The 14,072-nt window shown below is 30.2% G+C and carries 12 protein-coding genes; 1 reads left to right on the top strand and 11 read right to left on the bottom strand.

The window, feature by feature from the left end; genetic code table 11:
- Position 1 precedes the first annotated feature (1 nt).
- From LXN10_RS04125 to LXN10_RS04085, 9 genes are all read right to left on the bottom strand, one after another.
- On the bottom strand, positions 2-1,285 hold the full coding sequence (locus LXN10_RS04125; protein ID WP_375724651.1) for a complex I subunit 1/NuoH family protein: 1,284 nt from the start codon (positions 1,283-1,285) through the stop codon (positions 2-4).
- Entirely contained in the window at positions 1,282-2,718 is a 1,437-nt protein-coding gene (locus LXN10_RS04120) for a 2Fe-2S iron-sulfur cluster-binding protein (RefSeq protein WP_375724650.1), read from the bottom strand. The genes LXN10_RS04125 and LXN10_RS04120 overlap by 4 nt, the downstream gene beginning before the upstream one ends.
- 34 nt (positions 2,719-2,752) lie before the next feature.
- A complete protein-coding gene (locus tag LXN10_RS04115) occupies positions 2,753-4,039 on the bottom strand; it encodes a citrate synthase (RefSeq protein WP_375724649.1) in 1,287 nt (428 codons plus the stop codon).
- Positions 4,040-4,048: 9 nt separating this feature from the next.
- Positions 4,049-5,305 carry an NADH-quinone oxidoreductase subunit NuoF gene (gene nuoF / locus LXN10_RS04110; RefSeq protein WP_375725323.1) on the bottom strand — a complete coding sequence of 419 codons (1,257 nt, stop codon included), beginning with the start codon at positions 5,303-5,305 and terminating at the stop codon, positions 4,049-4,051.
- Positions 5,306-5,319: 14 nt separating this feature from the next.
- Complete coding sequence (gene nuoE / locus LXN10_RS04105; RefSeq protein WP_013136448.1) at positions 5,320-5,796, bottom strand: complex I 24 kDa subunit family protein; 477 nt, start codon at positions 5,794-5,796, stop codon at positions 5,320-5,322.
- Positions 5,796-7,430, bottom strand: a complete 1,635-nt coding sequence (locus LXN10_RS04100) for an NADH-quinone oxidoreductase subunit D (protein ID WP_375724648.1) — start codon at positions 7,428-7,430, stop codon at positions 5,796-5,798. The genes nuoE and LXN10_RS04100 overlap by 1 nt, the downstream gene beginning before the upstream one ends.
- Entirely contained in the window at positions 7,423-7,938 is a 516-nt protein-coding gene (locus LXN10_RS04095) for an NADH-quinone oxidoreductase subunit B (RefSeq protein ID WP_129099680.1), read from the bottom strand. The genes LXN10_RS04100 and LXN10_RS04095 overlap by 8 nt, the downstream gene beginning before the upstream one ends.
- Positions 7,929-8,291 (bottom strand): NADH-quinone oxidoreductase subunit A, encoded by a 363-nt coding sequence (locus LXN10_RS04090; protein WP_013136445.1) that lies wholly within the window; start codon positions 8,289-8,291, stop codon positions 7,929-7,931. The genes LXN10_RS04095 and LXN10_RS04090 overlap by 10 nt, the downstream gene beginning before the upstream one ends.
- Positions 8,292-8,423: 132 nt before the next feature.
- The gene (locus LXN10_RS04085) at positions 8,424-9,572 is read right to left on the bottom strand and encodes a MalY/PatB family protein (protein ID WP_375724647.1); all 1,149 of its coding nucleotides are present in this window, start codon (positions 9,570-9,572) and stop codon (positions 8,424-8,426) included.
- Between the two features lie 85 nt (positions 9,573-9,657).
- Here LXN10_RS04085 and LXN10_RS04080 point away from each other — a divergent pair, with 85 nt between their 5' ends.
- Positions 9,658-11,469 (top strand): menaquinone biosynthesis decarboxylase, encoded by a 1,812-nt coding sequence (locus LXN10_RS04080; protein ID WP_375724646.1) that lies wholly within the window; start codon positions 9,658-9,660, stop codon positions 11,467-11,469.
- A 20-nt stretch (positions 11,470-11,489) separates the two neighbouring features.
- Here LXN10_RS04080 and LXN10_RS04075 read toward each other — a convergent pair whose 3' ends face one another.
- Positions 11,490-12,479, bottom strand: coding sequence for an ABC transporter ATP-binding protein (locus tag LXN10_RS04075; RefSeq protein ID WP_375724645.1), 990 nt, complete (start codon positions 12,477-12,479; stop codon positions 11,490-11,492).
- Positions 12,480-12,490: 11 nt separating this feature from the next.
- On the bottom strand, positions 12,491-14,068 hold the full coding sequence (locus tag LXN10_RS04070; protein ID WP_375724644.1) for an ABC transporter permease: 1,578 nt from the start codon (positions 14,066-14,068) through the stop codon (positions 12,491-12,493).
- Positions 14,069-14,072: the final 4 nt, after the last annotated feature.

The raw sequence follows: 14,072 nt of genomic DNA, 5'->3' as shown, positions 1-14,072 counted from the left end.
CTTACATTCCTGTCAAAACTATAACTGAAGCAGTTATAATAATATTTAATAGTGATAATGGTAGTAAAACTTTCCATCCTAACATTTGTAATTGGTCATATCTAAATCTTAATAAAGTCCATCTAACCCACATAAATACAAATACCATCATTAGGAATTTTACTAAGAAAGTTACTACTTGAATAACAGCAACTGCAATACTTGAACCATTTTCACCTAAACCTGTAGCTAATAAAGCACCTAAGGCTATAAATGAAACTATACCTATAGTCCAAAACGCTTTTACTAAAATACCTGTTTCTTTTGCTCTAATATCTTTTTTATCATACCAGTTATTATTTTTCTTAATCCATTTAGTAAAGATATAAATTTTAATAGGTAATAAAGCCATAAGTACAATAATTACAATGTCAATATTGGCTTTTAATGTTTGTGTATCTAACCAAGGTATTTGATATCCACCAAAGAATAGTGTCACAATAATAGCTGATGCCCCAGCCATTGCTGCAAATTCTGATACTTGAAAAAGTCCAAATCTCATTGCACTATATTCTGTATGATAACCTGCAACAATTTCTGATTCACCTTCTGCAATATCAAAAGGAGTTCTATTTGTCTCTGCAAAGGCACAAACAATAAAAATAATAGCAGCAAGTGGTTGCATAAATGCACCCCATGAAGGAATTATTTCCCAAAAAGTTCCACCTTGAAAATGTACAATGTCATTTAAGTGAATAGAACCGTAAGTTAGTAACATAGAGATTAAAGCTAATGCCATTGATGCTTCATAAGAGATAACTTGAGCTGATGCTCTAATTGCACCTAAAAGACCATATTTACTTCCTGATGCATAACCACCTAAAATGATTCCGTATACAGATAATCCAGCATATGCTAAGAACCACATAATACCTAATTGCATTGGTAGGGCTTGCATTGAATGGCTTTGACCATCAATTACAATATTATCTGCAAAAGGAATAACTGCAAATGTTAGGAAATAACAAACAAATACTATTGAAGGAGCAATAGTAAACATAAATTTATATTTAATATGTCCTGGTGTAAAGTCTTCTTTAAATACAAGTTTTAGCATATCTGCTAAACTTTGTATTAATCCACCTAGTCTCATTGGTCCAATATGACATCTATTTGGTCCTGATCTATCTTGGATAAATCCAGCTATTCTTCTCTCCCACCATACAAACACAGGTGTTAAACCAACTGCTAGTACTACAGCTAAAAGAATATTTACTATAATAACAACTATTGATGCTGTATTCATATATTTCCTTTTTCTATCATAGTTTTAATAGTTTCAACTATTGATGATATTGTTTTTGCTTGATTATTTCTTTTCATACCTGAAACAGTTTTTTGTTTTATTCCATCAATATTTATGTAAGTTCCACTTTTTTCATAAAATGATGCAGTTGGAATTGCAACATCTGACTTCTCAATAGTTTTAGCATTGTGAGAAAAACAAGAAATAACTTTTTTACCTGTTAGTAACTCAATATTATCATCAAAATAGTTATTATCAAAAACTACTATAAGTGATGCTGCATCAAAATAAGTTTTAAATGAAGACTCATCTTCAGATATACCTACTTCTTTAAAAGAGGCTCTATTTGCACTTTTGTCATTTTTCTTCAAATAATCATCACCAAAAGTTTCATCTATGTATTGAGGTGAGTATCCAGAAATATTTGCTTTTACAGCATCTGCAAAGGCTTTTACATTTTGTAACTCTTCTAAACATAAGTTAGGATCTACAAGAAATAAGGCATTGTTATTTTTTGCAACTTCTGTATATAAAGAAGCTATTGCATTACTTGTAGAGTCTTCTTTTCCATTAACTAGTGCTTTTTCTAATCTATTTTCTTCTTCATTTTTATATGATAATCTACCGTAATCACACATGAAATAACCATTAACATCATTATTAAGTCTAGGTCTAAATCTGTAAATTTTGTCATCTTCATACTTTTCTTTTCTATGGTCAACAAAGATATTACATCCCTTTGAACAACCATTACAAATAGCATTAAATGTCTCCATAAACCAAACTCTTTGTTTAAATCTAAAATCTTTTGAAGTTAACGCACCAACAGGACATAAGTCTACTACATTCATAGCATAAGGATTACTAAGTGGTCTTCCTGGGAATGTACCAATAACTGAATGGTCAGCTCTATTAATTACACCTAACTCATTTGTTCCTGTTATGTCTGAACAAAATCTAACACATCTAGTACAAAGAACACATCTTTCTTGGTCTAGCATTACATTAGACCCTAAATCTTCTCTTTTTCTAGCATGGTTTTTTTCTTCAACATTTATTCTAGATTCATAAAAACCTGATTCCATGTAAAAATCTTGTAGCTTACACTCTCCTGCTTGATCACAGGTAGGGCAGTCAATAGGGTGATTGATTAATTCTAGCTCTAAGATATCTCTTCTTACAGCCATAATATTATCACTTGTTGTACTAACTACCATTCCTTCTTTTACAGGAGTATCACAGGCAATTTGGGGTCTTTTTTGTCCAGCAATTTCAACCATACACATTCTACAGTTTCCATCTTTCCCCAAGGCTTTGTGATAACAAAAATGAGGAATATGTATATCTTCATCTAATAATTTATCAATTAAGAGACTTCCTTGTTCTGCCTCCATCTCCTGATCATTGATTATCAGTTTTACCATTTCGCTCATTTAATAAATCCTCTTTAAATTTTTATTGTATTAATTATTTTCCAGTATATAGCTGTCTAGGTCTTGCAATTTTTGCAGTTTTATCTTGCTTTAATTCAGACCATTGTGCTAACCATCCTGGAGTTCTACCAATAACAAAGATTGGTGTAAACATTGCAATTGGAATTCTAAGAGCTGTTAAAATAACTCCTGAATAGAAATCAATATTTGGATATAAACCTCTTTCTTTAAAGTAATCATCACTTAATGCTGCTTTTTCAACTGCTGCTGCGATATCTAGTAGTTTAGAATCAAGATTTAACTCTTCTCTTAATTTATCTTGTAATCCTTTTAATGCTTCAGCTCTTGGATCTCTATTTTTATAAACTCTATGTCCAAATCCCATTAATCTAAATGGGTCATTTTTATCTTTTGCTTTTGCAATATATGAAGGTACATTTTTAACATCACCAATCATTCTTAATTGATCCATAACTTTTTCATTTGCACCACCGTGTGCACTTCCCCATAAAGCAGAAATACCAGAAGCTATTGCAACATAAGGGTGAGCCTCAGTAGAACCTACATTTCTAACAGTTGTAGTAGAAGCATTTTGTTCATGGTCAGCATGTAAAGTAAAAATTGCATCAAGTGCATCTACTTCTACTTGTCTTATTTCTTGACTTTTCCCATTTCCTAGGTATTTCATTTTCCCACCTGGATATGCTCTTAACATGAATAAAAAGTTTTCAGTGAAATATTTATCTACATCTGGGTAAATAAGTGGTGTACCAATTGAATTTCTATATGCCATTGCAGCAATTGTAGGCATTTTAGCTAAGATTCTTCTTCTCATCATTTTAAATTGTTCTTCATCTTCTAAATGTAAGTGATCTTTATAAAATGCTGCTAATGCCATAGTTGCAGCTCCCATTGTTGCCATTGGGTGAGCACCATCAGGTAAAGCATCAAAAAGTCTAATTATTCCTTCATTTAAAAATGATCTATGTCTTATTTCTAAATCAAAGTTTTTTGAAGCTTCTTCTGTTGGAAGTTGACCTCGCATAAGTAAATAAGAAACATCTAAAAATGAGTGTTTACCAGCTAAATCAGCAATATCATAACCTCTATATCTTAATTCAGAGTTTTCACCATCAATAAATGTGATTTTTGAATCACAAGATGCAGTTGATGTATAACCAGGATCATAAGTAAACATTCCAGTATCTTTGTAGAATGTTCTAATATCAACAACACTTGGCCCTCTTGTACCATCTATAATATTGTACTCATAAGCTTTACCACTTCTATTGTCTGTTAATGTAAATGTATCTTTTGCCATCTATTTTCCTTATAGTTTATTTTCAATTAATTCAAGAAATTCATGTTTATATTTTTCAACAATACTTTTAATAATATCTTTTACAGCTGGTGCAAAAACACAAATGGTTTTTCCATTCATTGTGTCACATACTTCTAAAAGTGTTTCTATATCATCTTCTTTTGCAACACCTTCTATTAATTCTTTTAAAATTTTATCAATCCAACCAGTTCCTTCTCTACAAGGAGTACACTGACCACAAGATTCATGGTGATAAAACTCAATTAGATTTTTAGCAACATCCACCATAGAAACGCCTTCTGGAATTATCATCATTCCTCCTGTTCCTAAAGTTGAACCAATTTCCCACATAGATTCATAATCTAAATATGCTTTCTCAACATCCTGGGCAGTTAAGATAGGACAAGAAGCTCCACCTGGAATAACAGCTTTTAATTTTAAGCCATCTTTCATTCCTCCACCAATTTCATTGATTACATCGGTCATTTTACAACCATATTGTAATTCATAAACACCTGGGTTTTTAACTGGACCACTCATTGCAAAAAGCATAGTTCCGGGAGCTTTTTCAGTTCCATATTTTGTATATGATTCAAAACCATTTTCAACGATATTTGGTACTGATGCAATTGTTTCAACATTATTTACAGTTGCTGGCATATCATAGAACCACTCACACTCTTTACCATGTGGTTTAAGTCTTGGATGTCCTCTTTTACCTTCAAGAGATTCAATAAGTGCAGATTTTTCACCACAAATATATGCTCCACCACCTCTGTGAACTGTAATATCAACTCTAAAATCATGTTTCCCCATGATTTTATCTCCAATAATTCCAGCTGCATAAGCTTCTTCAATAGCTGCATCTAATCTATCAATAAACCACTTATATTCACCTCTAATATAAATATATGCATCATGTGCTCCAATTGCATAACAAGAGCAAATGATACCTTCTATTAAAAGATGTGGATCATATTGAAATATTTGTCTATCTTTAAAAGTTCCTGGTTCTGATTCATCCCCATTTACGATTAAATATCTAGGTCTTTCATCAACTGGTGGCATAAGTTTCCACTTAGGTCCACAAGCAGCACCTCCACCACCTTTTCCTCTTAATCCACTTTTACAAACTTCTTCTGTAACATCTTCAGGAGCCATAGTAAATAGTTTTTCAATTGAAGTATATCTTCCATTTTTTAGTGCAACATCTAATTTATGAGAATCAGGAATGTCAAAATTTTTACTTACGATTTTTACAATCATGTTATTTGCAGCCATTATTTACACTCCTCTATAAGATTTTTAAGAGATTCAACTGTTTGATTTTCATGGTATTGACCATTTAAAGCAAACATTGGTGCACCACCACAAGCTCCAAGACACTCAACTTCACTTAAGTGAAATTTTCCATCTGCAGAAGTTTGACCTGGTTCTATTCCAATTGTATCTTTTATAAATTTTTTAAGATTATTTGCACCCATTAACATACATGATAGAGTTTTACATAACTCAATGTGATATGTTCCAATAGGTTTTAAGTTGAACATTGTATAAAATGTTGCGAACTCATAAACTTCAATTGGTTGTTTTCCAATTTTATCAGCTACGAAAATCATGGCTTCTGGGCTTACCCATCCCTCTTGCTCTTGTACTAACCATAAAGCTGGTAATAACATAGCATCTATTTTTGGGTATTTTTTAGCTGTTATTTGGAATTTTTCTTCATTTTCTTTTGTGTATTGAAATTTTGCCATTATCTATCAAACTCCCCTGCAATAAAGTTCATTGATGCCATTGTAATAACTGCATCAGCTAACATTGAATTTTCTACAATTTTTGCATAAGCTGCAAGTGAATAGAAACTAGGTGGTCTACATTTTACTTTATATGGTGTTCCTGTACCATCACTTGTAATGTGGAAACCTAATTCACCATTTCCACCTTCAGTAAATCCATAGTATTCACCTTTTGGAACTTTAATACCTTCAAATGTAAGTTTGAATTGATTCATTAAACCTTCAATGTTTCCATAAACATCTTTTTTGGCTGGTAAAAATATTCCCGGAGCTCCCACATTAATAGGACCATCTGGCATCTCTTTCATTGCTTGTTCAATGATTCTAATAGATTGTTTCATCTCTTCAAATCTACACATAAATCTATCATAAACATCACCATGAGAACCAACTACAACATCAAAGTCAAAGTTTTCATAACCATAATATGGTTTGTCTTTTCTTAAGTCAAAAGCAACTCCAGTTGCTCTTAAGTTAGGACCTGTAATTCCAGCACTTAAAGCAAACTCTGAATTTATAATACCAACATCTTGTGTTCTATCTTGGAATATTCTATTTCTTTCAACTAATGATAAAGCATCTTCTATAGCTTTTTCAACATCTCTTAAAACTTCATTTAAATCTCTTTCAAAACCATCATACAAGTCAAACTCTAAACCACCAATTCTAGTATAAGAGTTAGTTAATCTAGCACCAGTTAGTTTTGATAAAATATCATAAGCTTTGTCTCTTGGAGCAAAAAGATACCAATAGTTTGTTAAACCACCCATATCAACCATATTTGCTGCATTACAAACAAGGTGGTCAGTTATTCTACTTAGTTCCCCAATAACAATTCTAATCATTTTTGCTCTTGGCGTAATGTCTATATTTAACATATCTTCAACTGCTTTTGCATATCCAATATTATTTAAAATAGCACTACAATAATTAAGTCTATCTGTATATGGAATAACTTGTGAATAGTTATGTGTTTCACAGGCTTTTTCAAAACCTCTATGTAAATAACCAATTTCTGTAACACAGGCAGTGATTGTTTCACCTTCCATTGCAACAAAGTTTCTAATAGTACCATGAGAAGCTGGGTGAGATGGACCTACATTTAATAACATAAGTTCTTCTAAATCAGTGTCACTATAACCTTTTGATTTAAGTAATGGAACCATTTCATCCATCAAATCTTCAGTTTCAGTACAAATTTGTCCATCAGTAATATTGTAATCTTTTCTTAATGGATATCCAACAAATTGATGATGGTTTAAAACTCTTTTCATATTTGGATGACCAATGAAGTTAATACCATATTGGTCAAAAGTTTCTCTCTCAGCCCAGTTCGCAGCTTCATATAAATCACTAATAGTATCAACATTTAAGTTGTTATCAGCAACATAAGCTTTAATTACAATTTGTTTTTTGAAAGTTTTATCTCTTAATATGTAGATAAGTCCAAATCTTGAAGGAGTTACATCTGGATATTTTAAATAATCAATTGCAGTAATGTCAAGAAGTAAGTTATATCCTTCTTCATCTTTTAATCTTTTGATAGTTGATTTAATTTCATTTTGTGAAATTAACATATCTGGTTTAAGCATCAAGGATTCCTTTGAACTTTTTTACTCTATCTACAATAATAGATTCATTTTGAGCTTTTTTCTGTATACTTATAATTGCATCAAGTACTGCTTCTGGTCTTGGAGGACAACCTGAAACATATTCATCAACTGGAATAATTTGATCAACTCCTTGTAAGGTTGTGTAGTTATCATAAAATCCACCAGAACTTGCACATGCTCCCATTGATATAACCCATTTAGGCTCACACATTTGATCATAAATCTTTTTTAATACAGGTGCTTGTTTATATGTAATAGTTCCTGCGATAATTAGTAAGTCTGCTTGTCTTGGAGAAAATCTTACAACTTCTGCTCCAAATCTTGATACATCGTATTTAGCAGCTGCCACTGACATAAACTCAATCCCACAACATGCTGTACCAAATACCATTGGCCATAATGAATATGATCTTGCCCAGTTTACTGCTTTGTCAAGTCTTGTTGTGATTACTGAATCACCTAATATTGATTCTGCTCCTACTCCCATGATAATGCCTTTTTCTTATAGATGTAAATTAAACCTGCAAATAATAATCCCATAAACATAAACATTTCTCCAAGACCTAAAAATCCTAGTTCTCTAATATTTACAGCCCATGGAAACATAAAAATTATTTCGACATCAAATAGTACAAATAAAATTGCTACTAAATAAAATTTGATACTAAACCTAAGTTTAGTCCCACCAACTGGGTTACTTACACCAGATTCATAAACGGTATTTTTTGATTTGTCCTCTTTGTTTTGAGGTCCAACAAATTTTGAAAGTATAAATATTGATACTACAACAATACCTATAACAACAAAAATTGCTGCTGACAATAATAGTTCATTTGACATGCTTAATCCATTTCATAATAATATGTATATTGATTGTACACTAAGTTTATTTCAAATAGCTAGCATTTGTTACAAAAAAAAGCAAAGAGAAAAAAGTGAGAAAAAAGGTAATACTTTATTTTTTATTTAATTTTATCTTCCAAAATTAATAATTTTATTTAATCCTTTTTTAAGCTGAGTTTTTGATGTTGCTGTATTAAATCTGAAGTGTGATTTTCCATTTTTCCCAAAAGTTAATCCATCATTTAAAGCAACTTTACAATCATTGAGTAATATCTCTTTTATTTCTTGATGTGGTAAATTATATTCTTCAAAGTTAAGCCATAAAAGGTAAGTAGCTTCGGGCTTTTGTACTTTTATTTTAGTATTATTTTCAAGTGTTTCAATAGTAATATCTATGTTTGATTCAAGGTAATTTAGTAGATTTTCTAACCATTTTGTTCCATGTTCATATGCACATTGCATAGCAATCAAACCAAAGACATTTATAGTTCCGATTACTCTTTGTTTTATAATATCATCTAATTTATTTTTTAATTCATCATTTAAAGTGATACAATATGAAGCATTTAAACCTGCAATATTAAATGTCTTTCCAGGAGAGTTTAAGGTTACAGTAATATTAGCAATTTTTTCACTAATTGAGGCAATTGGAGTAAATTTTTTGAATGCTAAATCTGCATGTATTTCATCACTTACAATAGTAATGTTATTTTCAATACAAATATTTGCTAACTCTTCTAACTCTTTTTTATCCCAAACTCTTCCAACTGGATTATGAGGAGAACACAAAGCTATCATTTTTGTTTTTGGTGTAATAATTGATTTTAAGTGCTCTAAATCCATTGTATAGTAGCCATTATTTTCTTTTAATGGATTTTCTAAGATTCTTCTATTATTTGCTTTAATGCATTGAAATAAGGGAAAATATACAGGAGTTTGAACTATAATTTCATCATCAACATTGCTAAATGCTTCAATACAAGCAGCATATGCTGGAACTACTCCATTACATAAAGATATAGATGCAGTGTCAATATCCCATTGGTGTTGAGAACTCATCCAGTTTTTTATTGCTTCAAATATCTCTTTATTTTGTTTTCCATATCCAAAGACATTGTGCTGCGCTCTTTTTTGTATAACCTCTTGTAAAAAAGGTGGTATTTCAAAATCCATATCAGCAACCCAAAATGGATCCAAATCAGTTTTCCCAAAATATTGTTCTAAATTATCATATTTACTACACGAACTATTTTTTCTATCAATTATATTATCAAACATATGTAAAACCTCTATTATAAACTATTTTTTATTGATAAAATGATATAAGATTTATACTAATTATTTGTTTACATTAGAGGGAAATATGGAAAAAGCAATAGAGCTACTTAAAAAAAACGATTTATTAAAAGTTATTGACGATGAGTTGGATATATACTTAGAGATACCACACATCGCATATGTAGAGGTTAAAAAAGAGGATTCAAAGGCGATTTTATTTACAAATCCTATTGATAAAAAAACTGGAAAGAAATTTGATATTCCAGTATTGATGAATGTATTTTGTAATGAAAAAGCTGTAAAACTCTTCATTGGTGATGGTGATAAGATAGGAAGTGAGATAGAAAGCTTACTAAAAATGAAACCACCAACAACTTTTAGTGAAAAACTCTCAACTTTTGGAAAACTTTTCGCACTTAAAAATACTATTCCTAAAAAAAATAAAGGAAAAGGTGAATGTCAACAAGTAATAAAATTAGGTGAGGATGCTAAATTATCTAATTTACCTATTTTAACAACTTGGGAGCAAGATGGTGGGCCTTTTATTACTATGGGGCAAGTTTATACAACTAGTTTAAATGGAGAGCTTAAAAACTTAGGAATGTATAGACTTCAAGTTTATGATGATCATACTTTAGGAATGCATTGGCAAATACATAAAGATAGTAATCACTTCTTTCATGAATATAAAGCCGCAGGTAAAAAAATGCCAGTATCAATTGGAGTGGGTGGAGATCCTATGTATATTTGGTGTGGACAAGCACCTTTACCTATTGGAATTTTTGAACTTATGCTTTATGGTTTTGTCAAAAATAAAAATGCACAGCTTGTGAAAAGTATAACAAATGATATATATGTACCAAGGGATAATGACTTCATAATAGAAGGCTTTGTTGATCCATCTAAGATGAGAATTGAAGGACCTTTTGGTGACCATACTGGTTACTATACTTTAGAAGAAGAATATCCATTTATGGAAGTTAGTGCAATCACATCAAAGGCAAAACCTACATATTTAGCGACAGTTGTTGGTAAACCACCTTTAGAAGACAAATATATGGGACATGCAACAGAGAGAATATTCTTGCCACTACTTAAAACTACTGCACCTGATTTGATTGATTATTATATGCCTGAAAATGGAGTTTTTCATAATCTAATAATTGCAAAAATCAAAACACTATATCCTGGACATGCAAGTCAAATGATGCATGCATTTTGGGGAGTAGGGCAAATGAGTTTTGTAAAACATGCAATTTTTGTAAACCATGATGCACCAGAACTTACGAACCATGAAGAGATAACAAAACATATTCTAAATAGAATAGATATAAATGACCTGTTTATCTCAAGAGGTGTAGTTGACGCACTTGATCATTCAAGTCCAAAATTTGCTGTTGGTGGTAAACTAGGTCTTGATTGTACAGGAGAAGAGATAAGTGATAGTGGAGTTAAAGTTTTAGCTGATGGGGAATTATTGACTAAGATGAAAGAAATTTCAAGTGATATCATTAATCTAAAACAATATTATAAATATACAAAAAATCCAGTTACTATAATAACTGTAAATAAAAATAGAAGCCAAAAGTATCTATTTGAAGAGCTTAAACCTCTGTATGAGCACTTAAGAATACTAATAATAGTAGATCAGGCTAAAAATGATGTAAGTAATCCTTACATGCTTATTTGGAGAGTTTGTAATAATATAGATTCAAATAGAGATATTTTTATAGCAAATGATACTTTAGGTGTAGATGCTACAAATAAAAACTCATATGATAACTTTCAAAGAAGATGGCCGGATGATGTTGATTGTACAAAAAGTGTAATTAATGATTTGAAAAATCGTGGGATTTTAGATTGTTCTGATGAACTTATAGCTAAGTTCCAAATATAAACTAAAGTAGAAAAGCTACTTTAGTTTTTTACACTTATGATTTTGTCTTTATTTATATCTAAATATATCTCTTCTTCTAAAGAGATATCACTATCTATATATACTCTTAATTTAATTTGAGATTCTAACTCTTTTTCAAAGCTAAGAATCACCTCTTCATATTCGCCACAATAAAGTCTATTTACAGTATTTAGTTTATAGTTATTTGCTTTATTTGTTATTTTTGTTTCATGTATTCTAATGATACTTGTTTTTTCCAAGTCTAAATTTAAATCTTCTGCAATAAATTTTGGTAAGGTATTAACTTCCCCTAAAAAGTTTGCAATATAAAAACTATTTGGATTTTTATATATGTTTTTTGGAGTATCAAATTGTACAATTCTTTTATTATGAATAATTCCTATCTTATCAGACATAGATAAGGCTTCTTTTTGATCGTGTGTTACTAATATAGCTGATAATCCTAACTCTTTTATTAGATTTTTTAGCCACAATTTTGTTTTTGCTCTTAAAATAGAATCAAGATTTGAAAAAGGCTCATCAAGAAGTAAAATCTTTGGTTCATAGGCTATTACTCTTGCTATTGAAACTCTTTGTTGTTGACCACCACTTAATTCATGGATTTGTTTATTTTTATGTTCTATTAAATCGAATTGTTTTAATAATTTATCAACTCTTTTTTGTCTCTCATTTGCTTTTAGTTTAAATAGGGCAAATTCTATGTTTTCTTTTACATTTAAATGGGGAAATAAAGCATAATCTTGAAATATATAACCAATATCTTTGTTACACTTATTTGCTCCATTTATCAAACAGGTTTCATTTAAAAATATAGAGCCAGTATAACTATCTTCTAGTGAAGCTATACTTCTTAAGATAGTACTTTTACCACAACCACTAGGTCCTAATATTGTAACTATTTCTCCAGCCTGGACATCAAAAGAGATATCATTTAATATTTCATTATTTCCAAAAGCTATAGAAAAGTTTTTTACGCTAATACCAATCATCAAATTCCTTACTAATTTTTCATTTTTTGTGCGAGAATTAAAACAGATATAATTCCAAGTATTACAATAAACATTGCAGGAACACTTGATTCAAATATCTGCGCTTGACCAACTAACTCATGGGAAAATACTGCAAGTGTATCAAAATTAAATGGTCTTAATATCATAGTTAAAGGCAATTCTTTTATTACTTCAATAAATATGATTATTAAGCTTACAACTATTGAGTTTTTTATCAATGGAAATATTACTTTAAAAAAAGTTGCAAATGAACTTATATCCATAGTTTTACAAGCATCATCATAGGTTTGAGGAATTTTTGCAAATCCAGATTCATAGTTATTAATTGAAATGGCTAAAAATCTAACAACATATCCAAAAATAACAGCAACAATACTTCCTACAAGTAAAATATCAAAGGCTTTATTTATAATTAAAAAGAATGACAAAATTCCAACAGCTATGACTGAACCTGGAATAGAGTATCCAAGCTTTGATATTTGGGTTATATAATCTGCTAATTTACTTTTGTGCACTCGAACATTATATGTAAAAACAAAGGCCAAGAAAGTAATTAAAACAGATGTTCCAATTCCTAATGATAAGGTTTGATAAAACACAGTCAAAAAGTCTTCATTTATTGTTGATTTATATGATAAATAAAACCAATAACTCATTTGAGAAAAAGGAAGTAAAAATCCTAAAAAAAATGGAATAAAACATAAAATAAAAGCTAATACATTTTTATACCCAGTTAATTTTTCTTTTTTAATTGGTTTAAAATCTTTTCCAGCACTTCTATATCGTGTGTTTTTTCTTTGATATCTCTCTAAAAAGATTAATAAAAATATAAATAACATAAGCATAGAAGCTAATTTAGAAGCATCTTCAACACTTCCCATTCCAAACCAAGTTCTAAAGATACCTGTTACAAAAGTAGAAACTCCATAATAATCCATAACCCCAAAATCAGACACAGCTTCCATAACAGCTAAAATAACCCCTGCCACAATTGCTGGTCTTGATATTGGAATAATAACTTTGTAAAATATTTGAAAGTTTGTAAGCCCCATAGTTTTAGGGGCATCAACTATTGAAGAAGATTCTGAGTTTAAGTATGTTTTTGAGATTAGGTATACATATGGATATAAAACAAAAGACATTACTAAAATAGCACCTTCTATTGACATAATATCGAAGAAATAAACTTCCCCTAAATTTTTACCAAGTAGGTCTAAAATAAAAGTTGTAACACTTCCTGTTATATCAAACATGCCTCCATAAGCATATGAAACAATATAAGTAGGAATTGCAAAGGGAAGTATCAATGCATAATGAAAAAAATTAGAACCAGAAAAGGTAAAAAGTGAAGTTATGTATGCAGTTGAAAAACCCATGATTGAAGTTAAAACTGCAACTCCAATCATAATATACAAAGAATTAAATATATAACCCCATAATACAGTATCTACTAAATGTGTCCAATTTGGAGTACTTACAAATATATTTGATAAAATAAATAGTGCTGGCATAGAAATAAGTAGTGTTAAAAAAATACTACTTATTGTTAATTTATTAAAATACTTCAATTAT

The sequence above is a fragment of the Arcobacter iocasae genome (genome assembly GCF_042214795.1).
Lineage (GTDB): Bacteria > Campylobacterota > Campylobacteria > Campylobacterales > Arcobacteraceae > Arcobacter > Arcobacter iocasae.
The sequence above is the reverse complement of the archived record's forward strand: the minus strand, read 5'-3'. Positions and strand labels throughout refer to the sequence as shown.